21 protein-coding genes and 11 tRNA genes are annotated in these 26,557 nt (G+C 70.2%); 13 read left to right on the top strand and 19 right to left on the bottom strand.

The features are described 5' to 3' along the window. The 12 genes from AB0K00_RS46705 to AB0K00_RS46650 form a co-directional block, all read right to left on the bottom strand. Window positions 1–73: transfer RNA gene (locus tag AB0K00_RS46705), tRNA-Asn, on the bottom strand. Between the two features lie 196 nt (window positions 74–269). Next, window positions 270–342: transfer RNA gene (locus AB0K00_RS46700), tRNA-Arg, on the bottom strand. A gap of 4 nt (window positions 343–346) precedes the next feature. Beyond that, window positions 347–420, bottom strand: a tRNA-Lys gene (locus AB0K00_RS46695). Beyond that, window positions 407–856 (bottom strand): hypothetical protein, encoded by a 450-nt coding sequence (locus AB0K00_RS46690; protein WP_363535875.1) that lies wholly within the window; start codon window positions 854–856, stop codon window positions 407–409. Before AB0K00_RS46690 ends, AB0K00_RS46695 begins: the two co-directional genes overlap by 14 nt. 138 nt (window positions 857–994) lie before the next feature. Continuing rightward, window positions 995–1,070 (bottom strand) — tRNA-Asp (locus AB0K00_RS46685). Between the two features lie 5 nt (window positions 1,071–1,075). Then, window positions 1,076–1,148: transfer RNA gene (locus AB0K00_RS46680), tRNA-Leu, on the bottom strand. An 81-nt stretch (window positions 1,149–1,229) separates the two neighbouring features. Then, window positions 1,230–1,302, bottom strand: a tRNA-Thr gene (locus AB0K00_RS46675). Between the two features lie 9 nt (window positions 1,303–1,311). Then, window positions 1,312–1,389: transfer RNA gene (locus tag AB0K00_RS46670), tRNA-Thr, on the bottom strand. 10 nt (window positions 1,390–1,399) lie between these two features. Continuing rightward, window positions 1,400–1,471: transfer RNA gene (locus AB0K00_RS46665), tRNA-Gln, on the bottom strand. Between the two features lie 10 nt (window positions 1,472–1,481). Next, window positions 1,482–1,553 (bottom strand) — tRNA-Phe (locus AB0K00_RS46660). Window positions 1,554–1,558: 5 nt separating this feature from the next. Beyond that, window positions 1,559–1,631 (bottom strand) — tRNA-Ala (locus AB0K00_RS46655). A gap of 154 nt (window positions 1,632–1,785) precedes the next feature. Then, window positions 1,786–1,858, bottom strand: a tRNA-Trp gene (locus AB0K00_RS46650). Between the two features lie 317 nt (window positions 1,859–2,175). Here AB0K00_RS46650 and AB0K00_RS46645 point away from each other — a divergent pair. Then, window positions 2,176–3,303, top strand: coding sequence for a hypothetical protein (locus AB0K00_RS46645; protein ID WP_363535873.1), 1,128 nt, complete (start codon window positions 2,176–2,178; stop codon window positions 3,301–3,303). Between the two features lie 3 nt (window positions 3,304–3,306). On the opposite strand, the gene murQ is transcribed toward AB0K00_RS46645, so the two are convergent. Next, window positions 3,307–4,209 (bottom strand): N-acetylmuramic acid 6-phosphate etherase, encoded by a 903-nt coding sequence (murQ, locus tag AB0K00_RS46640; RefSeq protein WP_363535870.1) that lies wholly within the window; start codon window positions 4,207–4,209, stop codon window positions 3,307–3,309. After that, entirely contained in the window at window positions 4,206–5,120 is a 915-nt protein-coding gene (locus AB0K00_RS46635; RefSeq protein ID WP_363535867.1) for a MurR/RpiR family transcriptional regulator, read from the bottom strand. The genes murQ and AB0K00_RS46635 overlap by 4 nt, the downstream gene beginning before the upstream one ends. Before the next feature lie 53 nt (window positions 5,121–5,173). Here AB0K00_RS46635 and AB0K00_RS46630 point away from each other — a divergent pair, with 53 nt between their 5' ends. The 5 genes from AB0K00_RS46630 to AB0K00_RS46610 all read left to right on the top strand — a co-directional run bounded on the left by AB0K00_RS46630 (window position 5,174) and on the right by AB0K00_RS46610 (window position 10,845). Continuing rightward, a complete protein-coding gene (locus AB0K00_RS46630; RefSeq protein WP_363535865.1) occupies window positions 5,174–6,151 on the top strand; it encodes a BadF/BadG/BcrA/BcrD ATPase family protein in 978 nt (325 codons plus the stop codon). A gap of 242 nt (window positions 6,152–6,393) precedes the next feature. Continuing rightward, window positions 6,394–7,806 carry an N-acetylglucosamine/diacetylchitobiose ABC transporter substrate-binding protein gene (gene ngcE / locus AB0K00_RS46625; protein WP_363535862.1) on the top strand — a complete coding sequence of 471 codons (1,413 nt, stop codon included), beginning with the start codon at window positions 6,394–6,396 and terminating at the stop codon, window positions 7,804–7,806. Between the two features lie 4 nt (window positions 7,807–7,810). Further along, on the top strand, window positions 7,811–8,719 hold the full coding sequence (locus AB0K00_RS46620) for a sugar ABC transporter permease (protein ID WP_363535859.1): 909 nt from the start codon (window positions 7,811–7,813) through the stop codon (window positions 8,717–8,719). A 7-nt stretch (window positions 8,720–8,726) separates the two neighbouring features. After that, window positions 8,727–9,620: a carbohydrate ABC transporter permease gene (locus AB0K00_RS46615; protein WP_363535856.1), complete on the top strand. Its 894-nt coding sequence runs from the start codon at window positions 8,727–8,729 to the stop codon at window positions 9,618–9,620. Window positions 9,621–9,630: 10 nt separating this feature from the next. Further along, complete coding sequence (locus tag AB0K00_RS46610) at window positions 9,631–10,845, top strand: hypothetical protein (protein ID WP_363535853.1); 1,215 nt, start codon at window positions 9,631–9,633, stop codon at window positions 10,843–10,845. Here the strand turns inward: AB0K00_RS46610 and AB0K00_RS46605 are convergent. Further along, the gene (locus AB0K00_RS46605) at window positions 10,819–11,388 is read right to left on the bottom strand and encodes a TetR/AcrR family transcriptional regulator (protein WP_363535850.1); all 570 of its coding nucleotides are present in this window, start codon (window positions 11,386–11,388) and stop codon (window positions 10,819–10,821) included. The two genes, AB0K00_RS46610 and AB0K00_RS46605, sit on opposite strands and share 27 nt — an antisense overlap. Window positions 11,389–11,458: 70 nt before the next feature. On the opposite strand from AB0K00_RS46605, the gene AB0K00_RS46600 reads away from it, so the two are divergent. Next, window positions 11,459–12,871 carry an MFS transporter gene (locus AB0K00_RS46600; protein ID WP_363535847.1) on the top strand — a complete coding sequence of 471 codons (1,413 nt, stop codon included), beginning with the start codon at window positions 11,459–11,461 and terminating at the stop codon, window positions 12,869–12,871. Between the two features lie 58 nt (window positions 12,872–12,929). Beyond that, a complete protein-coding gene (locus AB0K00_RS46595; RefSeq protein WP_363535844.1) occupies window positions 12,930–14,432 on the top strand; it encodes a phospholipid carrier-dependent glycosyltransferase in 1,503 nt (500 codons plus the stop codon). A gap of 171 nt (window positions 14,433–14,603) precedes the next feature. Here the strand turns inward: AB0K00_RS46595 and AB0K00_RS46590 are convergent, their stop codons facing one another. Both AB0K00_RS46590 and AB0K00_RS46585 read right to left on the bottom strand, forming a co-directional pair. After that, a complete protein-coding gene (locus tag AB0K00_RS46590) occupies window positions 14,604–14,969 on the bottom strand; it encodes an STAS domain-containing protein (protein WP_363535841.1) in 366 nt (121 codons plus the stop codon). 84 nt (window positions 14,970–15,053) lie between these two features. Beyond that, window positions 15,054–15,680: an alpha-ketoglutarate-dependent dioxygenase AlkB gene (locus tag AB0K00_RS46585; protein ID WP_363535936.1), complete on the bottom strand. Its 627-nt coding sequence runs from the start codon at window positions 15,678–15,680 to the stop codon at window positions 15,054–15,056. Window positions 15,681–15,761: 81 nt separating this feature from the next. Between AB0K00_RS46585 and AB0K00_RS46580 the strand changes: the two genes are divergently transcribed. After that, window positions 15,762–16,877 carry a cytochrome P450 gene (locus AB0K00_RS46580; protein WP_363535838.1) on the top strand — a complete coding sequence of 372 codons (1,116 nt, stop codon included), beginning with the start codon at window positions 15,762–15,764 and terminating at the stop codon, window positions 16,875–16,877. Here AB0K00_RS46580 and AB0K00_RS46575 read toward each other — a convergent pair. Continuing rightward, a complete protein-coding gene (locus AB0K00_RS46575) occupies window positions 16,855–18,126 on the bottom strand; it encodes an ROK family transcriptional regulator (RefSeq protein WP_363535835.1) in 1,272 nt (423 codons plus the stop codon). The genes AB0K00_RS46580 and AB0K00_RS46575 overlap by 23 nt on opposite strands. 647 nt (window positions 18,127–18,773) lie before the next feature. Here AB0K00_RS46575 and AB0K00_RS46570 point away from each other — a divergent pair. Next, complete coding sequence (locus AB0K00_RS46570; protein WP_363535832.1) at window positions 18,774–23,057, top strand: discoidin domain-containing protein; 4,284 nt, start codon at window positions 18,774–18,776, stop codon at window positions 23,055–23,057. Window positions 23,058–23,103: 46 nt separating this feature from the next. On the opposite strand, the gene AB0K00_RS46565 is transcribed toward AB0K00_RS46570, so the two are convergent. Beyond that, window positions 23,104–24,444 (bottom strand): PLP-dependent aminotransferase family protein, encoded by a 1,341-nt coding sequence (locus AB0K00_RS46565; protein WP_363535829.1) that lies wholly within the window; start codon window positions 24,442–24,444, stop codon window positions 23,104–23,106. An 88-nt stretch (window positions 24,445–24,532) separates the two neighbouring features. Between AB0K00_RS46565 and AB0K00_RS46560 the strand changes: the two genes are divergently transcribed. Genes AB0K00_RS46560 through AB0K00_RS46550 form a run of 3 tightly spaced genes read left to right on the top strand, consistent with a single transcriptional unit; the run spans window position 24,533 to window position 26,472 of the window. Then, window positions 24,533–25,435: a DMT family transporter gene (locus tag AB0K00_RS46560; protein ID WP_363535826.1), complete on the top strand. Its 903-nt coding sequence runs from the start codon at window positions 24,533–24,535 to the stop codon at window positions 25,433–25,435. 21 nt (window positions 25,436–25,456) lie between these two features. After that, window positions 25,457–26,044: a hypothetical protein gene (locus AB0K00_RS46555; RefSeq protein ID WP_363535824.1), complete on the top strand. Its 588-nt coding sequence runs from the start codon at window positions 25,457–25,459 to the stop codon at window positions 26,042–26,044. A gap of 17 nt (window positions 26,045–26,061) precedes the next feature. After that, window positions 26,062–26,472, top strand: a complete 411-nt coding sequence (locus tag AB0K00_RS46550) for an RpiB/LacA/LacB family sugar-phosphate isomerase (RefSeq protein ID WP_363535821.1) — start codon at window positions 26,062–26,064, stop codon at window positions 26,470–26,472. Window positions 26,473–26,557: the final 85 nt, after the last annotated feature.

Below are 26,557 nucleotides of genomic sequence, written 5' to 3'. Positions count from 1 at the left end.
TGGTTCGGCGCGAGGATTCGAACCTCGATTAGGTAGTCAACAGCTACCCGTCCTGCCGTTGAACGACACCGGAATGGTCGCGCATACGGGACTCGAACCAGGCACCCCTGCGGGGTCGACGCAGTGCTCTTCCCCATGAGCTACCAGGGCTTGGGAGCCAGACCCGATGCACCCCCCCGGAACCTCTGATCATCAGCCACGTGCGCTGCCTTACCGAGAACCGTCGCCTTAGGAGGGCGCTGTTCGATCCGTCGAGCTGGCAGGAGAAGTCCCCCGGGCCGGAGTCGAACCGGCAACCGTCCGCTTAGAAGGCGGCCGCTCGGTCCGTCGAGCTGCCAGGGGGAGGTGGTACGCCGCGTCAGGATTGAACTGACGTCCCCGCATTAAGAGTGCGGTGCTAAACCACTCAGCTAGCGGCGCTCAGGTGTTTCAACTTGTGCCAGCCAAATTTCCTGGCCGTCCTGCGCTGGTGATCATTGGCGCAGACGACCTCGCACTTCGCGATCTCACGCTCGACCCGGGTCCAGGAACTCAGCTTCGCAGCGCCCGCCCCGATGTCGAACAACTTGTCGCCCTGGTGGTCGAACTGAAGCACCAAAATGTCGGTCTCGCCGCAGTCAATGCACGGGTGTTCCTGAAGGTATTCGATGAGCTTGCGACGGATGCGCACCCGCTCCTGCCGTCGACGTTCGGCCCGTCCAGGGTTGTGCCGATCCTTTGTCTGCTCGTAGTAGGCCGCGTTGTAGACCTTCTTGCAGGCGCGGCATTGGTTGTGGCGTCCGTCGGGCTTCGAGCGGTTGATCGCAAAGGCTTCCAGCGGCTTGGACTCGTCGCATTGGCAACAACGCTTCTCCATGCATGGATCTTACGGCGTCCTGCTGTCCAAGAGTCTCTGGCCAGCCCCGCCATCAACGTGTTCGGGGCCACTGGCGACCTGCTCGAGTTCGACGGCTTAGCAAGCCGCCGCCCTGCCGCTCGGCCAGCTCTCCAACGGCGCCCCGTACCGGATTTGAACCGGCGAATCTCCGCCTTGACAGGGCGGCGTCCACTCCTGACTGGACCGACAGGGCTTGCGTACCCGACCAGGGATTCGAACCCTGAACCTCCGCGATCTGAGCGCGACGCCTCTCCCATTGGGCTACCCGGGCATGTACTGCGTGGACCGACTCGGGATCGAACCGAGCAGGCGAGGCTTGCAAAGCGACGCTGCACACCAGTGCTCAGCCCAGAGCCAACGGTCGGACTCGAACCGACTACCTTCCGATTACGAAACGGATGCACGACCAGTCGTGCTGCGTTGGCGGGGGGATGTGGAGCCGAAGACCGGAGTCGAACCGGTGACCTCTGTCGTACCAGGACAGCGCTCTGACCAGACTGAGCTACGTCGGCAATGTGCAAGCTGGGAGCGGAGGACTCGAACCCCCACAGCGAGGACCAAAACCTCGCGGCCTGCCGATTAGCCGAGCTCCCATCGGCCAAGGTGTCCTCACCCGGAGTCGAACCGGGACCCGCTGGGCTTCAACCAGCCGCGCTACCGCTTACGCCAAAAGGACCTGCGTGGAGAAGCGGGGAATCGAACCCCGGGCCTTCGGTATGCCGCACCGACGCTCTACCAGCTGAGCTACAACCCCATGGAAACAGTCGGGAACCGGGGAATCGAACCCCGCGCTTCCTGGCCCCAAACCAGGTCCGGTCACCAAGCCGGTCGTTCCCGAAAATGCCATCCGCTGTGGAGTTCTCAAGGTGGAACCATGCGCCCGCAGCGTGCTGGGGCATTGTTGTGCGCAGGGGTGACAGGACTCGAACCTGCAGCCTTCGGTTTTGGAGACCGACGCTCAACCAGTTGAGCTACACCCCTATGGGAAATGAAAAACCGCCCGGTCCCTGTGCGGGGCGGGCGGTTGGAAGGCTGGTGTTTCTAGCCTTTCCACCGTCCCGCGGTGCGCATGGCCGGCATGCTGTGCGGGTGGGCCGCCGCGACTCGGGTCGTGGGCAGCGCAGCGGCAAACGCCGGCTGTTGCCGGGTCTGCGTGGCGGTCCAGTTCCTCATCGTGGCTCCTGTAGATCGGGTGTTTGTCGTTGCCTTGTGTATTCAACGATAGGCGCCCGAGGCGCCGTGGCCAACCGATTTTCGTCGGCGGATGTGGAATGGCGCGGAACCGGTAGTTTGGCGCCGTGGACAGAGACGAGTTCGCCGGCCGGTTCGCGCGGTCGGCCGCGGCGGCGCGGGAGCTCGCCCGGGCGGCGGTGATCGAGCGTCTTCCGGAGCCGCTGGTGTTCCGGTTGCGGATCGACGCGCCCTGGGGTGAGCCCGGTGGGCGGGCCGTGGTGCTGCACCGGTGCGACGCGGAGACCGCGGTCGGCGAGCTGTGGCGGGACGGACGCGTCCCGCATCACGTCGGCGTCGGGGTCGTCGGCGAGACCGGCGACGCGACGGTCGTCGAGGTGACCGGCACCGGCCGGTTCACCGACGACGAGGATCTGTTCTTCCGCGACGCCGGGCGGGAACCGCCGTTCAACGTGCACGCACTGGCGCGGCCGTTCGGCAACGACGGCGCCCCGTTCAGCATCCACACGATCAGCGAGTGCTGGGACTCCTCGGACGTGCGCCGGCTGGCGGTCGTCGGCGGCGCGGTGCGGGCGCTGCGCGTGCTGACCGGCGAGTTCGACGCGGGAACGCCGGACCTGCCCAACCTGGAGATCCTCGAACACCACGCCGGCAGTGGGGCCTTGACGGTGTTCGGTCGTTTCCCGAAGTTGCGGAGGCTCGACCTGCACCTGGCGGCACCCGACGGCTTCCGGGCCGGCGGCGGGCGGCTCGAGGCCCTGCAGGAGCTGACGATCACGAACCTGCCGCCGCGCCCGTGGGGGCAGGAGGAGCTCGCCGCCACCGCATCCAATGTGTCCACAATGGACCTGCGCGCCGGCGGGCTCCTGCGGCTGGACGGGAACTTCGCACCACCGGTGCGCGCGCTGAGCCTCAGTGCCGCCGCGATCGCCGGCCGGGCGCCGCGGCTGGCCGGCCTGGAGCTGCTGGAGCTCCACCTCACCGACGGCACGGACGAGGACGTGGCGCGGCTCCTGGAGGGAGCGACCGGCCTGATGCGCCTGAGCCTGCGGGGCACGCCGGTCACCGACGCGATCATCCCGGTGCTCGAAGGGCTGGACCTCGTTGTCGTCGATCTCGGGGGAACGGCGGTGACCCCGCCCGCGCTCACGCGCTTCAGTGCCGGGCATCCCGCGGTCGGGGTACTCCCGCGTCTGGGGGCCGGCGCAGCGACGCCCGGTACACGGGCATCCTGAGACTCAGCGGACCGCGTGCAGGGCCTGGTGGACGATGCCGCCGGCGGCGCGCAGGGCCTGGCGGGCCTGGTTGACGTCGGCGCGGGTCAGCAGGGTCAGCAGGGCCACCTTCGCCTCGTCGTCCGCGGCGGTGAGGGCGGCCTGGCAGGTGTCGGCGGGCAGGCCGGTGGCCTGGACCAGCATGCGGACCTGGCGCACCCGGAGCTTGGCGTTGCTGGCGACCATGTCGGTCATCAGGTTCGAATACGTGCGGCCGAGCCGGATCATCACGGCGGTCGACAGGGCGTTGAGGACGAGCTTCTGCGCGGTGCCGGCCTTCATGCGGGTCGAGCCGGTGACGACCTCGGGGCCGGTGTCGACGGCGATGTGGAGGTCGGCGTGGGCGGCGAGGGTGGCCTTGGGGTTGGCGGAGATCAGGACGGTGCGCGCTCCGCGGTCGCGGGCGGCCTGCAGCGCGCCGCCGACGAAGGGGGTGCCGCCGCTGGCGGTGATGCCGAACGCGACGTCGCCGGCGGTGAGCACCTCGGCGGCGACGGCGGCGCCGGCCTCGGCGTCGTCCTCCGCGGCCTCGACGGCGTCGGTGAGCGCGGGGGTGCCGCCGGCGAGGTGGGCCACGATCCAGCCGGGTTCGACGCCGTAGGTGGGGCGCAGCTCGGTGGCGTCGAGGACCGCCATGCGGCCGGAGGTGCCGGCGCCGAAGTAGTGCAGCCGGTGCCCGGAGCGCAGCGCGTCGACGCTGTGGTCGACGACCTCGGCGAGGTCGGGGAGTACGGCGGCGACCGCGGTGGCGACGGTCGCGTCCTCGGCGTTGATGAGCTCGAGGATGCGCAGGGTCGGCAGCTGGTCGATGTGGTGGGTCCGCGCGTTGCGTTCCTCCGTCGGTGCGATCGGGGGAGGGACGGTCACCAGGGGCCTCGTTCCGGTCGCACCCGCCGGCTTCGGACGGCCTCGCGGGTCTTCTCCACGGCCGCCTTGGTCTGTGCGTAGGTCTTCTGGGCGACGCCGACGAACACGCAGTCCACGACGGTGAGCTGGGCCAGCCGGCTGGCCATCGCGCCGGAGCGGAAGGTGGTCTCGCGGGCGGCGGTGGTGAGGGTCAGGTCGGCGATGCGGGTGATCGGCGACTTGGGGAAGTTGGTGAGCGCGACGGTCGTGGCGCCGCGGCGGCCGGCCTCGCTGAACGTCTCGATCGTGTCGATGGTGGTGCCGGTGTGGGAGATGCCGATGGCGACGTCGCGTTCGTCGAGCAGCGCGGCGCTGGTGAGGGCCAGGTGCAGGTCCGACCAGGCGTAGGCGACGAGGCCGACCCGGTGCAGCTTCATCTGGAAGTCGCGGGCGACGAACGCGCTGGCGCCGACGCCGTAGATGTCGACCCGGCGGGCGGCCGCGACGGCGTCGATGACCTGTTGCAGGATGTCGAGGTCGAGCTGGGCGGCGGTGTCCTCGACGGCCCGGGCGTCGGCGAAGGCGATGGTCTTGACGACGGTGGCGAGGTCGTCGGTCTGGCTGATGTCGCTGCCGGGTTCCTCGCCGCCGGCGCCGTCGTCGAGGGCCCGCCCGGCCTCGGCCGCGAGCCTGAGGCGGAGCTCGGGGTAGCCGGAGAACCCGATGGCGCGGCAGAATCTGATGACCGTCGTCTCGGACGTCTCGGCGCGCTTCGACAGCTCCGTGATCGTCAGTTGAGCGGCGGTGGCGGACTCGTCGGCGATGATCCGTCCGACGCGTTGCTCCGCCGGGGAAAGGGAGGGCAGCAGCCCTCTGACCTTCACCGCGGTGGACGTGGCGCCGCTCTCGGCGGACTGCCGGCTCACCTTCATGTGGGAAAGTTTCCGTTCTCACGCGCTTTTCGTCAATGCAGTACGGTGTTCGGGTGCGCGTGCCCCTGGTCGTGGGTGTGGACGCGGGCGCGACCAGCACCCGCTGCCTGGTGAGCACCGTCGATGGGACGGTGCTGGGGCGAGGGCGCGCGGCCGGCGCGAACCAGAACTCCAGCGGTGGCCGCCCGGCCGAGGCCCTGGAGACCGCGCTGCGCATGGCCCTGGCGGGTCTCGACCCGGCGGCCGTCGCCGCGGGCGTGATCGGCGCGGCCGGTGCCGCGTCCGCCGGGCGGGCCGAGGCGAGGGCGGCCGCCGAGGAGGCGTGGCACGCCGCCGGCCTGACCGGCGATCCGCGCAGCGTCACCGATCTCGAGGTTGCCTTCGCCGCGGGTACGGGGCGGCAGGAGGGCCTGCTGCTGCTGTCCGGCACGGGAGCCGCCGCGATGGCGTTCCGCGACGGTGCGCCGTTCCGCCGCTGCGACGGTTACGGGTGGCTGCTCGGCGACGAGGGTTCGGCGGTGTGGCTGGGCCGCGAGGCGCTGCGTGCGGTGCTGCGCGCGCTCGACGGGCGCGGACCGGCGACGCTGCTCACAGGACCGGTGACCACGGCCCTGGAAGCCGAAGCGCACGTCGACCCGCAGGAGCACGCCCAGGCCCTGGTGCGGGTCGCCTACCGCCGGCCGCCGGCGGCGCTCGGCCTGCTCGCGCCCCTGGTCGGGACCGCATCCGACGCCGGCGACGACGTGGCCCGCGGGATCGTCGAGGCCGCCGCGGAGCACCTGCTGCACGCGCTCGACGTGGTCTCCCGCGGCGGCCCGCCCGAAGGGTCCCCGGTGGTCCTGGCGGGCTCGGTGCTGCTCGCCGGCGGCCCGGTCGCCGAGCTGGTCCGCGCGGGGGTCCGGCAGCGGTGCAAGGTCACGCCGGCCGAGGCCCGCGACGGTGCCGCCGGCGCCGCCGCCCTCGCCATCGCCGCGTGCACCGGCGAGCCCGTCGGCGACGCGGTGCATGCACGGCTCACGAACGCTGGGTAGGGCCGACCGTTCATAGTCCGGCAACGATTTCGTCAATATTTACGTGGTCCGCGAGTGTGCCGGCCGGTCGGCCGGCACCGCGACATCGACGCATATCCGCAGGTGGAGCCGCCTGCCACAGGGCAACAGGCGGCCAGGACCGCCACGTGGCAGGAATCTTCCGACTCTTGAAACTTCCGTTGGAAACCTTCATTCTCGTCAGCAACGAGCGGCCCCTCGACCCCCACGAAGGAGCACGACGGATGAACACGTTGACCCGCAGGGGCGTCCTGCAGACGGCGGCCGCCGCCGGGCTGCTGGCCACCGCCCCGGCCGCGCTGAGCGCCTGCGCCATGGGCGGCGGCGACGGGGACACCAAGACCGAGCAGGGTGACAAGACCAATGTCAACCCGCTCGGCGTCAAGGACGACGCCCCGCTCGAGGTCGTCATCTTCAACGGTGGCTTCGGCGAGGACTACGCCAAGGCCCACGAGGCCATGTACAAGGAGAAGTACCCGAAGGCGGAGATCAAGCACTCCGCCACCCAGGAGATCAGCAAGACGCTGCAGCCGCGGTTCGTCGACGGCAGCCCGCCCGACATGGTCAACAACTCCGGGTCGGCGCAGATCGACTTCAACGGGCTGGTCTCGCAGAACGCGCTCACCGACCTCGCGCCGCTGCTCGACGCGCCGAGCCTCGACGTGGCCGGCAAGACGGTCCGCCAGACCCTGCTGCCGGGATCGCTGCTGCCGGGGACCTACGACGGCAAGGTGTTCTCGCTCAACTACGCCTACACCGCCTACGGCGTCTGGTACGACGAGAAGCTCCTCGCCGACAAGGGCTGGCAGTACCCGAAGACCTGGGACGAGATGATCGCCCTGTGCAAGACCATCAAGGCCGCCGGCATCGCGCCGTGGACCTACCAGGGCAAGCACCCGCGCTACATGAGCTGGCTGATCCTGTCCGCCGCGGCGAAGATGGCCGGCCCTGACGTCCTGCTCGCCATCGACAACCTCGAACCCAACGCGTGGAAGCACGAGGCGATCAAGGCCGCCGCCGAGGCGTACTCGCAGCTGGCCGTCGACGGCTACATCCTGCCGGGCTCCGAGGGCCTGGACCACATCCAGTCGCAGACCGAGTGGTCGCTGGGCAAGGCCGTCTTCATCTCCTGCGGCTCGTGGTTGGAGAGCGAGCAGAAGAAGGTCACGCCGCCCGCGTTCCGGATGGCGGTCGCGCCGACGCCGAGCCTGAGCAGCGGCGACAAGCTGCCGTTCGAGGCGCTGCGGGGGACCGCCGGCGAGCCGTACATCGTGCCGGCGAAGGCCAAGAACGCCAACGGCGGCATGGAGCTGATGCGCATCATGCTGTCGAAGAAGGGCGCCGCGGACTTCACCCGCAAGACCTCCAGCCTGACCTGCGTCGCCGGCGCCGAGGAGGGCGTCGAGCTGCCGCCGGGCCTCACCAGCGTCACCAAGGCGCTGAAGGCGTCCGGCGACAAGGGCTTCAACTGGGTGTACAACTCCTTCTACCGCCGCCTGGAGCGCAACCTCGTCGACGCGGCCTGCGGCGACCTGTTCACCAAGCGGATCAACGCCGCGCAGTTCGTCGAGGCGTGCCAGAAGGGCGCCGACGAGATCGCCAAGGACACCTCGATCACGAAGTACAAGCGGAGCTGATGCCATGCGGCACGGTCGGCGCCTGTTCGTGCTCACGTTCCTCGTACCGCCGCTGGCGCTGTACGCCGTGTTCGTCATCTCGCCGTATCTGCAGGCGTTCCAGATCTCGCTGACCAACTGGCGGGGGCTGTCGCCGACGTACGAATACGTGGGGCCGGAGAACTTCCGCCGGCTCCTGCAGGACCACTACGTGTGGAACGCGTTGAAGAACAACGCCATCATCCTCGTGGCACTGCCGATCATCACGATCGTGCTGGCGTTGTTCTTCGCGTCGATGCTCAGCGTCGGCGGGCGCAAGGGCCGGGCGGGCGTGCACGGCGTGCGCGGTGCCGCCTTCTACCGCATCGTGTACTTCTTCCCGCAGGTGCTGTCGGTGGCGATCATCGGCGTGCTGTGGAAGGAGGTGTACGCGCCGCGCAGCGGCATCCTCAACGGCTTCCTCCGCGCGATCGGGCTGGACGGCCTCGCCAAACCCTGGCTCGGCGACCCGGACCTGGCGTTCTGGTGCGTCCTGGCGGTCATGGTGTGGAGCAACGTCGGCTTCTACGTCGTGCTGTTCAACGCCGCCATGCAGTCGATCCCCAGGGAACTCTACGAGGCGGCGATGCTCGACGGCGCCGAGCGCGGCGAGATCCTGCGAAAGATCACCGTGCCGCTGGTGTGGGACACGATCCAGGTGGCCTGGGTGTACCTGGCGATCCTGGCGATCGACGCGTTCGCCATCGTGCAGATCATCACCGACGGCGGGCCGGGCAACAGCTCCGACGTCATCGGGCTGCGGCTCTACGGCGACGCCATGAACGAGTCCAAGTTCGGCTACGCCTCGGCCATCGGGGTCGCGATGTTCTTCCTGACGCTGTCCGTCGCGTTCGTCTCGCTGCGCATCACCCGCCGCGACCGGATCGAGCTGTGAGGCCCGCATGACCGCTGTCACCGACCGCGTCGAGACCCCAGCGGCGGCGAAGGTGCCGCCGCGCCGGCGCTTCGGCGTCTTCAACGCGTTCTCCCACACGGTCCTCGTCGGCTGGGCGGTGCTCACCACGTTTCCGCTGATCTGGGCGGTCCTCAGCGCGTTCAAGTCCGACAACGAGATCCTCACCAGCGCCTGGAGCCTGCCGTCGAAGCTGCGCTTCGACAACTGGAGCCGCGCCTGGACCGAGGCGAACATCGGCCGGTACTTCCTCAACACCGCGGTCGTCGTCAGCGGCGCGCTGGTGCTCACCATGCTGCTGGGCGCGATGGCCGCCTACGTGCTGGCCCGGTACACCATCAAGTTCGGGCGGTTCATCTACTTCCTGTTCGTCGGCGGCATGATGTTCCCGGTCTTCCTGGCGCTGGTGCCGCTGTTCTTCGTGGTGAAGAACCTCGGCCTGCTCTCCACACACCTCGGCCTGATCCTGGTCTACACCGCGTACTCGCTGCCGTTCACCGTCTTCTTCCTCACCGCGTTCTTCCGGACGCTGCCGTCCGACGTCGCCGAGGCCGCGATGGTGGACGGCTGCTCGCACTGGGGGCTGTTCTTCCGCATCATGCTGCCGATGGCCCGCCCCGGCCTGATCAGCGTCGGCATCTTCAACCTGCTCGGGCACTGGAACCAGTACGTGCTGCCGATCGTCCTGATGCAGGGGGAGGGCGCGGAGAAGAAATGGGTCCTCACCCAGGGGCTCACCGCGCTCACCATCAACCAGGGCTATGCCGGCGACTACAGCGCACTGTTCGCCGGCATGGCGATCGCGATGCTGCCCGTGCTCATCCTGTACCTCGTCTTCCAGCGCCAGGTGCAGTCGGGCCTCACGGCCGGCCAGCTCAAGTAGATTCGGCGGCGTGGAGCGAGACGCGTTCGCCGCCCGGTTCGCGGCGTCGGCGGCGGCCGCGCGGGACCTCGCCCGTGCGGCCGTGCTGGAGCCGCTGCCGGAGCGGCTGCTGTTCCGGGTGCGGCTCAACCAGTCCTACGACGGCAACGCGCCGGCGCCCGGCGAGGTGCGGTATCCCGAGGACAGCAGCCTGGAGCGGGCCGTGGCGCTGCACCGGTGCGACGCGGAGACGGCGCTGGCCGAGCTGTGGCGCGACGGCCGCGTCCCGCAGTGGATCAACCTGGGTGTCGTCAGCGAGACCGGCGACGCGACCCTCGTCGAGGTCGTCTGCTGCGGCCGGTTCTTCGACGACGAGGACATGCTCTATCACGCACCCACCGGCCCGCCGCCGTTCAACGTGTGCGGGCCGGTCCTGCCGTTCGGGCGCCGCGACGTCCCGTTCAGCATCCACGCGCTCGCCGAGTGCTGGGACGCGGCGGACCTGCGCCGGATCGCCGCCGCACCGCAGCGCGTGGAATCGCTGCACCTGATGACCGGCGGGTTCGACGCCGCGCTGCCGGACCTGCCGAACCTGGAGATCCTCGACCACCGGATGTGGACGCTCGGGGACCTCTCGGCGTTCGCCCGCTTCCCGAAGCTGCGGGTGCTCCGGTTGCATGTGGCGGCGGACGGCGTCCAGGTCCGTGCCGCCAGGTCGCTCGACGCCGTCGAAACCCTGACGATCACCGGCCTGCCGGCGACGCCGTTGGGGTCGCTCGCCGGGGTCCTGCCGGCCGTGACCACCATGGACCTGCACGCGCCGGGCGTCCTGCGGCTGGACGGCGCCGTGCCCTGGTCCCTGCGGACGCTGCGGATCACCGCCGACGAGGTCGCCGGGCCCGCGACGCTGCCCGACGAACTGGACAGCCTGGACCTCCACCTCGCGCATGGCACGGACCGGGACGTGGAACGGCTCCTGGAGAGCGTCACGCGGCTGCGGTCCCTGGATCTGAGCGGCACACCCGTGACCGACGCGATCATCCCGGTCCTCGACCGGTTCGACCTGCAGGCGCTCGACCTGCGCCGCACGGCGGTGACCGATGCGGCGCTCGACCGCTTCCGCGAAGACCGGCCCGGTGTCCGCCTGCACCCCTACGTCCCGCCGCCCGGGTATGTCCCGCCGCCGACCGGATACGAGACCGCGACGCTGCAGATGCCGTCAGCCGGTCCAGCCCCGCTCCAGTAGGTCGAAGATCGCGTCGAGGGACGCGCGCGGGTCCGGGTCGGTGCCGGCCAGCTCCGGGATCTCCAGGACGTAGCGCGCCAGCGCGCGCGTCGCGGGGTCCTGCGCGTCGCCTCCCGCGGCGATCGCCTCGGCGAGTGCCCCCTCGCCGGCGAGCCACAGTTTGCGCTGGTACCCGGCCAGGGCTGGGGTGCCCACGATCAGGTCACGCTTGCGGCGCAGGTCGGGGGTCAGGTCGGTGGCGAACGGGCCACGGCCGGTCATGAACCCGCGCAGCGCGGCGAGGACCGAGGTGCCGGCGGGACGGTCGCGGACCGCGGCCACCACCGCCTCGCGCCGCTCGGTGCCGTCGTCGAAGATCAGCGCCTCCTTGCCGTCCGGCACGTGCTTGAACAGCGTGGCCAGGGACACGTCGGCGGCGTCGGCGATCTGGGCGACCGTGACCCCGTCGTAGCCGTGCTCCAGGAACAGCTCCAGCGCGGCGTCCGCGAGGGCCTGGCGGGTCAGCGCCTTCTTGCGTTCCCGTCGGCCGGGCGTCGTCGTCATGCGCACTATCGTACCGACTATGAAAGCAGAATCACTTTGACTTTAGAGTGACTCTGCATATGCTCGGAGCATGACCACCACAGCGACCAGCGGCCTGACCACCCGCGCCATGTGGGCGATCCTCGCCCTGGTCCTCCTCGCCGACGGCCTGGACATGATCGACTCGACCGTCACCAACATCGCCGCGCCCACCATCGCCCAGGACCTGCACGGCGGGGAGAGCCTGATCAAGTGGCTCGGCACCGCGTACATGCTGGCCATGGGCGTCCTGCTCGTCGTCGGCGGACGGCTCGGCGACAAGTTCGGCCAGCGCCGGCTCTTCCTGGCCGGCATGACCGGCTTCACCCTCGCCTCGGCCGTCGCCGGGCTCGCGCCGGACCCCGCGGTGCTGATCCTCGCCCGGATCGCCCAGGGCGCCTTCGGCGCGCTGCTGATCCCGCAGGGCATGGCGATCATGACGAAGGCGTTCACCCGGGACATGCTCACCAAGGCGTTCGGGCTGTTCGGCCCGCTGCTGGGCGTGGCCACCGTCGGCGGGCCGGTCCTCGCCGGGTTCGTCATCGACGCCGACCTGTTCGGCCTGTCGTGGCGGCCGATCTTCCTGGTCAACCTGATCCTCGGCGCCGCCGGCCTGGCGATCGCCGTGCGGATCCTGCCCCGCGACCAGGGCGACCGCGCCACGACCGTCGACGGCTGGGGCTCCGGCCTGCTCGCCGGCACGATGTTCGGCCTGCTGTACGGCCTGATCGAAGGCTCCACCAACGGCTGGACCACGGTGCCGGTCGGCGCCGTCGCCGGCGGTCTCGCCTGCTTCGTAGCGTTCGCCCGCCGCCAGCGCACCGCCACCGACCCGCTGATCAAGCCGTCGCTGCTGCGCAACCGCGGCTTCACCTCCGGCCTGCTGGTCGGCCTCGCCGTCTTCGCCGCCACCACCGGCCTGGTCTATGTCCTGTCGCTGTTCATCCAGACCGGCCTGCACGCCTCCCCGCGCGGTGCCGCGCTCGCCCTGCTCCCGCTGACGCTGGGCATCATCGCCTCGGCGTTCGCCGCCATGGGCGGGCTGGTCGAGAAGCTCGGCCGCACCCTGATCTTCATCGGGCTCGCGCTGGTACTGGCGGGCGCCGGCTGGGCCCTCGCACTCGTCCTCGCCTCGGGCACCGCCACCGGACTGTGGGCGCTCGCGCCGGCGCTGTTCGTCGTGGGTGTCGGCATGGGCTGCTGCTACAGCACCATCTTCGACGTGACGCTCGGCGACATCGACCCCGACGAGGCCGGCAGCGCCAGCGGCTCGCTCAGCTCCGTCCAGCAGCTCGCCGCCGGTATCGGCTCGGCCGCCGTCACCTCGCTGTTCTTCCACGCCGCGGCCGGTGGCCTCGACCATGCCATGACGGTCAGCCTCGGCGTGGTCCTCGCGCTCGTCGCCGTCAGCGTCCCGGTCGTCACGCTGATGCCCCGCAAGGCGCCCGCCGAGACCCACCACTGACACCGCACTGTTGCGGGCGGGGCCGCCGCCGCGGCGATCTCCCCCTTACGATCACCGGATGACTTCGTCGGAGGCCCGGACCGTGCCTGACGTGACCCGTCGCCGGCTCGCCCGGCCGGGACCCGCGACCCCGGGGTTCTGGCTGGCGGCGATCCTGGTCACCGGGGTGGCGCTGTTGCTGCGGATGGTGAATCTGGCGCATCCGAAGGAGACGGTGTTCGACGAGGTGTACTACGCCAACGAGGCGTGGGACCTGTTGCAGCACGGGGTCGAGTGGAACCCGGAGGACGGCACCCCGCAGTACGTGGTGCATCCGCCCCTCGGTAAATGGATGATCGGGCTGGGCGAGCAGGTCTTCGGGTACAACTCGTTCGGGTGGCGCATCGCGGCGGTCGTGGTCGGGGTGGTGTCGATCCTGCTGATCGTCCTCGCCGCGCGGCGGCTGTTCCGCTCCACGCTCCTGGCCGCCACCGCGGGGCTGCTGATGTCCCTGGACGGCATGCATTTCGTGCTGTCACGGGCGGCGCTGCTGGACATCTTCCTCATGTTCTGGATCGTCGTCGCGTTCTACTTCCTGATCCTGGACCGCGAACAGCGCCGCGCCCGCTGGCTCACGCTGCTGGAGACCGGCGGCGACCCCGACCGCCCACGGCTCGGCATCCCTTGGTATCGCCTCGCCTGCGCGGTCTCCCTCGGCCTCGCCTGCGGCGTCAAGTGGAGCGCGCTGTGGTACGTGCTGCTCTTCGCGGCGCTCAGCGTCGTGTTCGAGGCCAGCGCCCGCCGCTCGGCCGGCGCCAGCCGGCCCCTCTACACCGCGATCGTCCAGGACGGCCGGTGGGTGCTCGCCTTCGGCGCCCTCATCGTGGTCACCTACCTCGCCACCTGGACCGGCTGGTTCGCCTCCGACGACGGCTACTTCCGCCACTGGTACGCGCAGGCGAACGGCCTCCCGCACGACCGCCTCATCGACCCGCTGGTCAACCTGTGGCACTACCACAAGGAGGCGTACGGCTTCCACACCACCCTGGTCTCGAAGCATCCCTACCAGTCGTGGCCGTGGATGTGGCTGCTGCTCGGCCGCCCGGTCAGCATGTACGTCAACACCGACGGCCCGTGCGACGCCGCCAGCTGCGTCTCGCAGATCCTGCTGCTCGGCACGCCGGTGCTGTGGTGGTCGTTCCTGCCCGCGCTGTTCGCCCTCGGCTGGCTGGCGATCGCCCGCCGCGACGGCCGCGCCTGGCTCATCATGGCCTGTGCCCTCGCCGGCATCCTGCCGTGGTTCCAGTCCATGCCGAGCCACCGCACGATGTTCTACTTCTACGCCCTGCCCTCGGAACCGTTCCTGATCCTCGCCGTCGTCTACGTCCTGGGCGCCATCATCGGCCCGCCCCGCCACCTGAATCCCGACAGCGACCGGCGCCTGATCGGCTCGATCATCGCGGGCGCTTACGTGTCACTGGTTGCGGTGTGCTTCGCCTACTTCTACCCGATCTACAGCGCCACCGGCATCACGAACGCCGAATGGCTCTCCAGGATGTGGCTCGGCTCCCGCTGGATGTGACACCGAACAAACCCGGACAACCCGAAGGATCCACGGTGCGCTGACCCTCGGATCCTTCGGGTTGTCCGGTTTGCAGCCGGCGACGTGTTGTAGCACCGAATGATGCGCTCGACGGCGCTGGACCATGCGCGGCCGAAGGCAGAGCGGAAATGGAACGGGCGTGCGGGTGGGTCAGGCGGCGGTGCCGGTGGTGTCCGGGGCGCTGAGGATCTCCATGAGGCCCAGCAGGCTGAGCACGCGGCGCACGCCCGGGCTGGGGTTGACGATCCACAGGTCGCTGTTGTTGCCGCGGGCGTGGGCGCGGGCGCCGACGAGCTTGCCGATGCCGGTCGAGTCGATGAACGACACGAGGCTCAGGTCGACCTCGACGGCGGTGGCGCGGACGTCGTCGATGGCGCGGTGCAGGACCGTGCGCAGCTGGGCGACATTTTCCAACGTGACCTCGCCGGCCACCCTGACTCTGATCGCTTGGTTGGGCATCGGGTCGACCGTGATATGCAACTCCGGGAACACCGCGAAACGATCGACCTGGTTCATCTGGCTCACCTTCTCATAATCCGAGCCGGTCTCACGATACGGGTTGCGCGGCGGTCCCGCATCCATCGAGAGATCGAACCCCGATCAGGCGACACCAGTGGGGCGGAACTGCACGCTGACGCGGGGGCCGACGGGGCGGGCGGTCTTGGGGATCGAGTGTTCCCAGGTGCGCTGGCAGGAGCCGCCCATCACGACGAGGTCGCCGTGGCCGAGGGGGAAGCGGATGCTGTCACCGCCGCCGCGCGGGCGCAGCAGCAGCGAGCGCGGAGCGCCGAACGAGACGATCGCGACCATCGTGTCGAAGCGGGCGCCGCGGCCGATGGTGTCGCCGTGCCAGGCGACGCTGTCGCGGCCGTCGCGATAGAGGCACATGCCGGCGGTGACGAAGGGCTCGCCGAGCTCCTCGACATAGTGCCGGGTCAGGTCGCGGCGGGCCTCGGCGAGCAGGGGATGCGGCAGCTCGTCGCGTTCGCCATACCACCGCAGGAGGCGGGGGACGTCGACGACGCCGTCATACATCTTGCGCCGCTCGGCGCGCCAGTCGACCTCGTGGAGCAGGGTCTGCAGGACCGCGTCGGAGCCGAGGACCCAGCCGGGGAGGTGGTCGACCCAGGCGCCGCGGCTGAGCTCATGGCGCACCATCCCGCCGGCGAGGGGCATCACCGTGGGCATGACCGTGTCCAGCATCGAGGGCTGGTACGCGAGCTCCATCATGCGATCGAGCCTACACCGTTTCGAACACCCGTACGAGCGACACGCCAACAGTGCCGAAGCCGTATCGTATAGCTCACCATGAGTAGCAGGAAGATCGAGCGGGGTGCCGTCGTCACCGGCTGCCCGGTCCGGCACGGTGCGGACGGCGCCTGGCAGGTGACGGGGTTCGCCGCGGGCCGGGAGGTGCTGCGCAGCACCGACACGGTGCAGGCCGGCCTCGGCGTGGAGACGGTGGAGAAGCTGCCGCCGAGCATCCGCCGCCCGGTGCTGTACCGCGACGGCGAGGAGCACCGCGAGCACCGCCGGCAGACCGCGCGGTTCTTCACGCCGCGCCGGGTCGACGAGCACTACCGCGGGCTGATGGAGCGGGTCGCCGACGAGCAGCTCGCCATGCTGACCACCCAGCACGAGGCCGACCTGGCGAAGCTGAGCTTCCGCATGGCGATCGAGGTCGTGTCGGCGGTGATCGGGCTGACGGACAGCCGGCCGGGGCTGGACAAGCGGCTCGACGCGTTCTTCCCGGAGAAGTTCGGCAGGCCCGGATTCACCAGCCTCAACGGGATCCGGTGGGTGTTCAAGCAGAACGTCCAGTTCCTCGGCATCTATCTGGCCGACGTGCGGCCCGCCGTGCGCCGGCGGCGCAGGCAGCGCCAGGACGATCTCATCTCGCACCTGATCGACGAGGGGTGCCGCGACGGGGAGATCCTGGGGGAGTGCCTGACGTTCGCGGCGGCCGGCATGGTCACGACGCGGGAGTTCGTCAACGTCGTGGCATGGCACCTGTTCACCGACGAGGCGTTGCGGGAGCGGTACACCGGCGGCGACGAACCCGACAGGGTGGCTCTGCTGCACGAGCTGCTGCGACTGGAGCCGGTGGTGGGCAACCTGAAGCGGCGCACGACCGCCGAGCTGACCGCCGGCGACGCGGTGATCCCGAAGGACGCACTGGTCGACGTCAACGTCAGCGCCGCCAACCTGGAGGAGGCCGGGGACGGGCCGGGGCTGGCGTTCGGCGACGGGCCGCACAGGTGCCCGGGCGCCTACGTGGCGATCCAGGAGGCCGACATCTTCCTGAGCAAGCTGTTCGCGCTGCCGGACCTCAGGATGGTCCAGCCGCCGCGGGTCGCGATGAAGCCCGACATCTCCAGCTACGAGTTGCGGGACTTCATCGTCAGCGTGCGACCGCCAGGCTAGGTGCCGACAGGGACACCGCGGTCGGGTCCTCGATCATCCGCTCGACCACCACGCCGGCGCCGCCGCGGGCGGCCGCGGTGAAGCCCAGGTGCGATGCGACGAAGTGGCAGCGGGCCGCGGTGCTGGCGACGGCCATGCGGGCCAGGTTTGCCTGCGCCGACGGGATCAGGTGGTCGGCGAGCTCGGCGAAGTAGCCGCCGAGCACGATCACCCGCGGGTTGAAGAGGTTGACCAGGATCGCGCCGCCGTGGCCGAGCCAGCGGCCGACCTCGGCGACGGCCGCGGCCACCGCCTTGTCGCCGCGGGCGAGGCGGCGCATGACCTCCGCGATCCGCTCCTCGGGGTCGGGGATCGGGCCCTGCTCCAGGCCGTAGGCGACGTCCGGGGTGGCCCGGCGGACCAGCTCGGCGAGCCCGACCTTGGTCTCCCAGCAGCCGATGCGGCCGCAGCCGCACAGGTCGCCGCCCGGGTCGAGCGGCAGGTGGCCGACCTCGCCGGAGAAGCCGTCGGCGCCGCGCAGGAGGCGGCCGTTGACGATCACCCCGCCGCCGACGCCGACCTCGCCGGTGAGATAGACCAGGTCGTCGGTGCCGGCGGCGACGCCCCACGTGTATTCGGCGAGCGCGGCCAGGTTGGCGTCGTTGTCGACGCCGATCCACAGGTCGGGGTCCAGGCCGTGGGCGAGGCGGGTGGCGACGGGGACGTCGCGCCAGCCGAGGTTGGGGGCGAGCACGACCACGCCGCGGGCCACGTCGACCAGGCCCGGCACCGCGACGGTCAGGCCGACCGGGGTCACGCCGCGGCGGACCAGCTCGGCCAGGGTTCGCTGGGCGGCCTGGGTGATGTCGTCGAGGCAGCGCTCGACGTCGCGGCCCTTGGCGTCGAAGCTGACCCGCTTCTCGATGACGGTGCGGCCGGTGAGGTCGCTGCCGTGCACCGCGAGGTAGTCGACGTTGATCTCGATGCCGACGGCGCCGACGTCGGGGGACAGCGCGATGCCGCGGCCGGGGCGCCCGGCGGCGCCGGAGTGCTCGGTGCCGATCTCGCGCACGAGGCGCCGGCTCAGCAGTTCGTCGACGAGGCTGGACACCGTCGCCTTGTGCAAGCCGGTTGCGGCGGCGATCGCGGCCCGGGAGCGGGGTCCGTTGGTGCGGATGTGACGCAGCGTCCGGCTCAGGTTGACCCGGCGCAGGGCGAGCTGGTCCGTGGGCTCGTCGACGGAACCGGCGCCGGCGCGCTCCTTGCTCACCACCGGACGCTCACCACCGGACGCTCACAGCTGCTCTCCATCGGACGCTCACATCGGACGTTTACCATCGACAGCTCACCATCGACCGCACTCCCATCGAACGTCGAGCCTCACCGCCGAGCGGCGCCACGTCGGCATCGACGCAGCTCATTCGTCGGTCAGTCCGACGAATCAACCACGAAACATCCCGGCAACACCAGCCCTGCGGGCAACGAATCCAGAACGTTTCGAAACTCTTTTCAACACCTGTGTCGAGGTGCCCACGATCCAACGCAAGAACTCCACGCGATGCCACAGAACCGCGCGCCGCCGATTCCAGTGACACCCGTTGACTTCTTGGTAGCAAGTCTGCAACATTTGGGCCAACGTGATGCAAGATTCCAACAAGCCGTCGTCAGACTTTCGCTACTCTCCGCAACTCGCGGTGTGACCGGTCCGCCAACAGGTCACCCGTGCCGCCCCCGCCTACGGAGAGGCACCTGCCATGCCCGTTCGCGCGCCACCCCCACCCGGCCTCGACCGGGCCAGTCGTCGTTGAAGACCGCACCGCCACTGCACGAGGGACCCGACCGCCAAGCACGCGGTCCCTCGCGGAGCCGCCAACTCCCCGCACCGCACACCCCGTCCCCTGGAACAAAAGGATCGCGATGAGTAAGAGGCACGTGACGCGAAGGGTGCTCTCGGCGTTTGCCGTGGCAGCCCTGGTCGCGGTTACGGCTCAGACCCTGCCGGCGAACGCCGCCGGCGGACCCAACCTTGCCAGCGGCCGACCCGCCACGTCGAGCAGCACCAACGGCGCCAACGGGATCGGCAACATCAACGACGGCAACCAGGCCACCTACTGGGAGAGCGCCAACAACGCCTTCCCGCAGTGGGCGCAGATCGACCTGGGCAGCGCGAAGAACATCGACCAGGTCAAGCTGAAGCTGCCCAACGACACCGCCTGGGCGACGCGGCAGCAGACCCTGTCGGTGACCGGCAGCACGGACGGGGCTTCGTTCAGCACGATCGCCGGGTCGCTCGGGTACAGCTTCAACCCGGCCCAGCAGAACACCGTCACCATCAACTTCACCGCGGTCAACACCCGCTACGTGCGGCTGAACTTCACCGCCAACACCGGCTGGCCCGCCGCGCAGATCTCCGAGTTCGAGATCTACGGCGTCGCGTCGTCGACGACCAACCTGGCCGCCGGCAAGACGTTCTCCTCCAGCAGCACCAACGCCGGGTTCACGGCCGCCAACGCCGGTGACGGCAACCAGGCCTCCTACTGGGAGAGCAGCGGCGCGTTGCCGCAGTGGGTCCAGGTCGACCTCGGCTCGGCCGTCCCGGTCAGCTCGGTCGTGCTGAAGCTGCCCACCGGCTGGGGCACCCGCCGCCAGACGCTGACCCTGCAGGGCAGCACCACCGGCAGCTCGTTCACCAACATCCTCGGCTCCGCCGAGTACGAGTTCAACCAGGGCACCGGCAACACGGTGACCATCCCGTTCACGACCCTGACCACCCGCTACATCCGGGTGAGCATCTCGGCGAACACGGGCTGGGCCGCCGCGCAGCTGTCCGAGCTCGAGGTGTACGGGCCGTCGACCGGTGACACGGTCGCGCCGAGCGCGCCGGGGAACCTCGCGTTCACCCTGCCGGCCAGCGGCCAGATCCGCCTGACGTGGAGCGCCTCCACCGACAACAGCGGCACGATCGCCGGTTACGACGTCTACGCCAACGGCGTGCTGCGTACCAGCGTCGCGGGCAACATCCTGACCTACACCGACACGCAGCCGGACACGGCGACCGTCCAGTACTTCGTGAAGGCCCGGGACGCCGCCGGCAACCAGTCCGCGAGCAGCAACACCGTCACCCGCACCGGCACGGTCGTGGACACCACGCCGCCGTCGGCGCCGACGAACCTCGCGTACACCCAGCCGGCCAGCGGCCAGATCCGCCTGACGTGGAGCGCCTCCACGGACAACAGCGGCAGCATCGCGCGGTACGACATCTACGCCAACGGCTCCTACCGGGCGAACGTGGCCGGCAACGTCCTCACCTACACCGACAACCAGCCCGACACGGCCACGGTGTCCTACCAGGTGAAGGCGCTCGACGCCGCGAACAACACCTCGGCGGGCAGCAACACGGTCACCCGCACCGGCACCGGCAACCCGCCGCCCGGCACCAACCTGGCGATCGGCAAGCCGATCACCGCCAACGGTTCGGTGTTCACGTTCATCCCGGCCAACGCCAACGACAACAGCGTCACCACCTACTGGGAGGGCGCGGGCGGTTTCCCGGCGACCCTGACCACGTCGCTGGGCGCCAACGCCGACATCAGCAAGATCACGCTGAAGCTCGACCCCAGCACCGCGTGGGGCGCCCGGACCCAGAACATCGAGGTCCTCGGCCGTGAGCAGAGCGCGTCCGGCCTCACCAGCCTGGTGCCGGCCCGCGACTACCGCTTCGACCCGGCCACCGGCAACAGCGTCGACATCACGCTCACCGCGCGGGTCGCCGACGTTCAGCTGAAGATCAACTCCAACACCGGTGCCCCGTCGGGCCAGATCGCCGAGTTCCAGATCTTCGGCGTCGCGGCGCCGAACCCGGACCTCGTCGTCACCGGCATCTCCAGCTCGCCGGCCAACCCGATCGAGACCGACGCGCTCAGCCTCACCGCCACGGTGAAGAACCAGGGCACCGCGGGCTCGGCGGCGACGAACGTCAAGTTCTACTTCGGCACCACGCTCGTCGGCACGGCCAACGTCGGCGCACTCGCCGCCGGCGCGACCGCCAACGTCACCGCCAGCATCGGCGCCCGCGACGCGGGCACGTACACGCCGATCGCCAAGGTCGACGAGGGCAACACGGTCGTCGAGCAGGACGACGCGAACAACACCTTCACCGGGTCGGCGTTCACCGTCGCGCCGGTGCAGACGTCCGACCTGATCGCCTCGCCGTCCGGTTGGTCGCCGAGCAACCCGTCGGCCGGCAACACCGTCACGTTCACCGTCGCCATCAAGAACCAGGGCACCCAGGCCTCCGCCGGCGGCGCCCACGGCATCACCGTCACCGTCAAGGACGCCACCAGCGGCGCGACCGTCAAGACGCTGACCGGCTCCACCTCCGGCGTGATCAACGCCGGTGCCACCACCGCCCCGGTCAACCTGGGCACCTGGACCGCCGCCAACGGCAAGTACACGGTGACCACGGTGATCGCCGCGGACACCAACGAGCTGTCGGTCAAGCAGGCCAACAACACCTCCGTGCAGCAGCTGTTCGTCGGCCGCGGCGCGAACATGCCGTACGACATGTACGAGGCGGAGGACGGCAGCGTCGGCGGCGGCGCGGCGGTCGTCGGGCCGAACCGCATCATCGGCGACATCGCCGGTGAGGCGTCGGGCCGCAAGGCGGTCACGCTCAACGCGACCGGCTCCTACGTGCAGTGGACCACGCGGGCGAACACCAACACGCTCGTCGTGCGGGCCTCCATCCCGGACGGCACCACCACGTCGCTGAACATCTACGTCAACGGCACCTTCCACAAGGCGATCAACCTGACGTCGAAGTACTCGTGGCTCTACGGCAACGAGGCCTCGCCGTCGAACTCGCCCGGTGCCGGGCCCCGTCACATCTACGACGAGGCCAACGTGATGCTCAACAGCACGGTGGCCGCCGGCAGCACGATCAAGCTGCAGAAGGACGCCGCCAACAGCGGCACGTTCGCGGTGGACTTCATCAACCTCGAGCAGGTCTCGCCGATCGCGAACCCGGACCCGACGAAGTACATCGTCCCGGCCGGCTTCACCCACCAGGACGTGCAGAACGCGCTGGACACGGCCCGCCAGAGCACCACGGCGCTCGGCGTCTACCTGCCCGCCGGCACGTACGAGACGAACAGCAAGTTCGGGGTGTACGGCAAGGCGGTCAAGGTCCTCGGCGCCGGCCCGTGGTACACGAAGTTCCAGACCCCGCAGGGCCAGGAGAACACCGACGCCGGCTTCCGCCTGGAGACCAGCGCCAACGGCTCCACCTTCTCGGGGATCGCGTTCTTCGGCAACTACACCTCGCGCATCGACGGCCCCGGCAAGGTGTGGGGCGAGCTCAAGGACATCAACGGGCTCACCATCGACAACGTCTGGGTCGAGCACACCGTCTGCATGTACTGGGGTGTGCACAACAGCAACATCAATATCACCAACAGCCGGATCCGTGACACGTGGGCGGACGGCATCAACTTCACCAACGACACCACCAACACCCACCTGAACAACATCGACGCCCGCTCCACGGGTGACGACTCGTTCGCGCTGTTCTCCGCGACCGACGGCGGCGGCTCGGTGGGCAACCACGACAACCTGTGGGAGAACCTCTCCGCGACGCTGACCTGGCGTGCGGCGGGCCTCGCGGTGTACGGCGGCTACGGCAACACGTTCCGCAACCTCTACATCGCGGACATGCTGACGTACTCCGGCATCACGATCAGCTCGCTGGACTTCGGGTACCCGTTCGTCGGGTTCAACTCCCCGGCGACGGTGATCCAGAACGTGTCGCTGGTGCGTGCCGGCGGCCACTTCTGGGGCAACCAGGCGTTCGGTGCGATCTGGGTCTTCTCGGCCTCGAAGCCGTTCCGGGCGATCCGGGTGTCCGATGTGGACATCGTGGACCCGACCTACTCGGGCATCATGTTCCAGACGAAGTACACCGGCTCCACGCCGGAGAACCCCGTCCAGGACACCGTGTTCACCAACATCAACATCAGTGGCGCGCAGCGCAGCGGTGACGCGTTCAACGCCAAGTCCGGCATCGGCATCTGGGTCAACGAAATGCCCGAACCCGGTCAGGGCCCGGCCGTCGGCACCGCGACGTTCAACAACCTGACGTTCTCGAACAACGCCGAGAACATCCGCAACACCACCAGCACCTTCACGCTGGTGATCAACCCGTAGCACTCCATTGTGAAGGGCCGCCGGTGCTGTCGCACCGGCGGCCCTTTCACATTGCCGCCGCAAGCCGGCGGACGCCCTCGCGCAGCTGGTCCGGCGCGGCGGCGGCGAACGTCAGCCGCAGATACGCCCCGTCGGGCTCGGCCGCGAACCACGGCCGCCCGGGGAACACCACCACCTGCCGCGCCGCGGCGGCGTTGGTCACGGCGACGTCGTCGGCGCCCTCCGGCAGCCGCGCCCACACGTGCAGCCCTCCCGCAGGGACAAGAGCCAACCGCAGCTCTGGTACGTCCACCGCCATGGCCGTGGTCAGCGCTTCGCGGCGGGCCCGCAACGCGGTGCGCAACGCCCGCAGGTGCCGGGGCCAGGCCGGCGACGTCACCAGGTCCAGCGCCGCCTGCTGCAGCGGCCCGGAGACGAAGAAGTCGTCGAGGACCCGGGCGGCGCGCAGCCGGGCGCCGGCCGCGCCGCGGGCGCCGATCGCCGCGACCCGCAGGCCCGGCGCGGCGGACTTGGTCAGCGACCGCAGATACACCACATGCCCGTGCGGGTCGTCGGCGACCAGCGGCCGGGGCGGGTCGTCGTCGATCGCGAGGTCCCTGGCGTAGTCGTCCTCGAGCAGGAACGCCCCCGCCGCCTGCACCGCGGCTAGGACCTCCGGCCGGCGGGCCGCGGACAGCGTCGCGCCGTGCGGGTTCGCATACAGCGGCTGGCAGTAGAACAGCCGGGCACCCGTGCGCAGGAGCGCGGCCCGCAGCAGGTCCGGGCGCACCCCCTCGGCGTCGGTGGGCACCGGCACGACCCGCAGCCCGGCGGCCCGGGCGGCGGCGAGCGCGCCGAGGTAGGTCGGCGCCTCCACCAGGATCGCGTCGCCGGGTGCGCACAGCGCCCGGAACGCGGTCGACAGCGCCGACTGCCCGCCGGGGCAGATGATCATGTCCTCGGCCCGCAGTGCCCCGCCGGAGGTCCGGGCGAACCAGGCGCGCAGGTCGTCGCGCCCCTCGACCGGGCCACGCTGCCACGCCGCCGGCTGCCTTGCGGCCCGGGCGAGGGCCGCGCCGAGCGCCGCTACGGGCTGCAGGTCGGCATCGAGGTACCCACTGGACAATGGGATCATCCCCGGCCTCGGGACCGCCAGGAGCGCCTGCATCGCGTCCTCGCCGGGTGGCCGGGCGCCGAGTGCGATCGACTGCCAGCTGAGGTCCTGGGCGTGCGCGGTGTGCGGGGGACGCAGGACGAAGGTGCCGCGGCCCGGCTGCGCGTCGAGGACACCCTCCGCGGTCAGCGTGCGGATGGCCCGGGTCACGGTCACCGGCGACGCCTGATGGCGGGCGCTGAGCTCCCGGACCGTCGGCAGCCGCGACCCCGGTGCCGCGGCGGCCGCCGCCAACCGGAGATCTTGGATAACGCGGCTGGCTGCGTTATCGTCATTCATGAGAGAAGAGAATAGCGTTACTGCGCCGAAGACGGTAACGGGCGTGGTGCTGGGACTGCTCGGCGTCCTGTCGTTCAGCATGTCGCTGCCCGCCACCCGGGTCGCCGTCGGTGACCTCGACCCGTGGTTCGTCGCGTTCGGCCGCGCCGTCGGCGCCGGGCTGCTCGCCCTGGCGTATCTCGCCGTGACCCGCGCGCCGCGCCCGACCGGCGCGCAGTGGCGGCGGCTCGCGGTCGTCGCGCTCGGCGTCGTCGTCGGCTTCCCGCTCTTCACCTCCCTCGCTCTGCAGACCAGCACCGCCGTGCACGGCGCCGTCGTCATCGCGCTGCTGCCCGCCATCACCGCCGGGTTCGCGGTCCTGCGCAGCGGCGAGCGGCCCACCCCGGCGTTCTGGCTCGCCGGCGGCGCCGGCCTCGCCGCCGTCCTGGTGTTCCTCGTCGCCAGCGGCGCCGTCAGCGGGTCCGTCGGACCGGCCGACCTGTTCCTGCTCGCCGCCGTCGCGCTGTGCGGCCTCGGCTACGCCGAAGGCGGCGCGCTCGCCCGCGACCTCGGCGGCGCCCGGACCATCTGCTGGGCCCTGGTGCTGTCGCTGCCCGTCACGGTCGTGGTGAGCCTGGTCTCCGTCGTGCGGCAGCCACCGCACGCCTCCGCGGCGGGCTGGGCCGGCTTCACCTATGTGACCGTCATCTCGATGTTCCTCGGCTTCTTCGCCTGGTACGGCGGGCTCGCCCGCGGCGGTGTCGCGAAGATCGGCCAGCTGCAGCTGTCGCAGCCGGTGCTGACGCTCGGGTGGTCGGCGCTGCTGCTGGGCGAGTCCGTCCCGCCGGGCGCGATCGTCGCCGCGGTCGCCGTGCTCGCCTGCGTCGCCCTCACCCAACGGTTGCGAGCGGCCCGTGTCGCGCGCCCGATTGACGACATTGGCCGGTACGCGACTGACCTTCGGTGAACCGGGCAGCAGCATCAGCGCGTGAAGAAAGTCTTCCTCATCATCGGAATCATCGCGGGCGCGCTGCTGCTGCTGTGTTGCGGCGGCGGCGTGGCCCTGTACTTCCTTGCTGACACCACCACCTACGCCAAGCCCGCCGACGCCTGCGTCACCGTCACCGGTGCCCAGGGCATGTCCGCCTTCGGCGCCGTCAAGGACAAGCAGAACAAGGACACCAACGCCTTCGGCCGCACCTATGGCGGCTGTGTCGTCACCTTCGACACCGCGGGCACGCTGACCGTCGCCATCGACGTGCCGTCCAGCGCGTCCGACGTGCGCACCCACTACGACGCGGTGAAGAAGCTCGCCGGATCCGCCACCGCCGCCGGCGCGACGGTCACCGACGTCGACGGCATCGGCACGAAGGCGTTCGCCATGTACACCACGACCGGCGGCGCCCTCATGTACGAGCTCGACTTCTACGACGGCAACCTCTACATCAGCCTCAACCTCACCACCGCGACCGGCACCACGCTCACCCCCGACAAGGTCCGCGCCGACTTCCTCGTCATCGGCAAGTCGATGATGCAGTCCCTGGAAAGCTCGTCGGGCAGCGACCTGGACGACTGACGCCGTATTTTGGTTGCGTGCGTATCGCGTTCGCGGCAGACGATTCCAACGAGACCACCGCAGCCGTCGTCCGGCACCTCACCGAGCAGCACGAGGTGCTGGACGTCGCTGTTCCCGGCGCGCCCTGGCCGGACCTCGGCACCGCCGTCGGCCGCGCGGTGGTCGACGGCCGCGCCGACTTCGGCGTCGTCATGTGCTGGACCGGCACCGGCACGGCGATCGCCGCCAACAAGGTGCCCGGGGTGCGGGCCGCGCTCGCCTGGGACCCGTGGATCGCCCGCGGCGCCCGGCTCTGGAACGACGCGAACGTCCTGGCGATGAGCCTCAAGCGCCTCGCGCCCGACGTGGCCGTCGAGGTCCTCACCGCATTCCTCGCCGTCGACGGACCGGACGCCTCGGAGTCGCAGAACATCGCTTCACTCGGTTGAGTGGTGCTTGACCAAAGCGTGACCTGAACGGTCGCAACCGCTTCGCGGTGCCCGAAGTCTTTGCTCAATGAACGGCGACGCACAT

Source organism: Dactylosporangium sp. NPDC049525 (assembly GCF_040676755.1).
GTDB lineage: Bacteria > Actinomycetota > Actinomycetes > Mycobacteriales > Micromonosporaceae > Dactylosporangium.
This window is presented reverse-complemented; position numbering and strand designations above follow the sequence as displayed.

Excerpts from the sequence above, each read along its gene's own strand:
- AB0K00_RS46600 (WP_363535847.1), top strand. The coding sequence starts at position 11,459 with ATGACCACCACAGCGACCAGCGGCCTGACCACCCGCGCCATGTGGGCG.
- AB0K00_RS46615 (WP_363535856.1), top strand. The coding sequence starts at position 8,727 with ATGACCGCTGTCACCGACCGCGTCGAGACCCCAGCGGCGGCGAAGGTG.
- AB0K00_RS46595 (WP_363535844.1), top strand. The coding sequence starts at position 12,930 with ATGACTTCGTCGGAGGCCCGGACCGTGCCTGACGTGACCCGTCGCCGG.
- AB0K00_RS46620 (WP_363535859.1), top strand. The coding sequence starts at position 7,811 with ATGCGGCACGGTCGGCGCCTGTTCGTGCTCACGTTCCTCGTACCGCCG.
- AB0K00_RS46690 (WP_363535875.1), bottom strand. The coding sequence starts at position 856 with ATGGAGAAGCGTTGTTGCCAATGCGACGAGTCCAAGCCGCTGGAAGCC.
- AB0K00_RS46605 (WP_363535850.1), bottom strand. The coding sequence starts at position 11,388 with ATGACGACGACGCCCGGCCGACGGGAACGCAAGAAGGCGCTGACCCGC.
- AB0K00_RS46635 (WP_363535867.1), bottom strand. The coding sequence starts at position 5,120 with ATGAAGGTGAGCCGGCAGTCCGCCGAGAGCGGCGCCACGTCCACCGCG.
- AB0K00_RS46585 (WP_363535936.1), bottom strand. The coding sequence starts at position 15,680 with ATGGAGCTCGCGTACCAGCCCTCGATGCTGGACACGGTCATGCCCACG.
- ngcE (WP_363535862.1), top strand. The coding sequence starts at position 6,394 with ATGAACACGTTGACCCGCAGGGGCGTCCTGCAGACGGCGGCCGCCGCC.
- AB0K00_RS46580 (WP_363535838.1), top strand. The coding sequence starts at position 15,762 with ATGAGTAGCAGGAAGATCGAGCGGGGTGCCGTCGTCACCGGCTGCCCG.
- AB0K00_RS46590 (WP_363535841.1), bottom strand. The coding sequence starts at position 14,969 with ATGAACCAGGTCGATCGTTTCGCGGTGTTCCCGGAGTTGCATATCACG.
- AB0K00_RS46570 (WP_363535832.1), top strand. The coding sequence starts at position 18,774 with ATGAGTAAGAGGCACGTGACGCGAAGGGTGCTCTCGGCGTTTGCCGTG.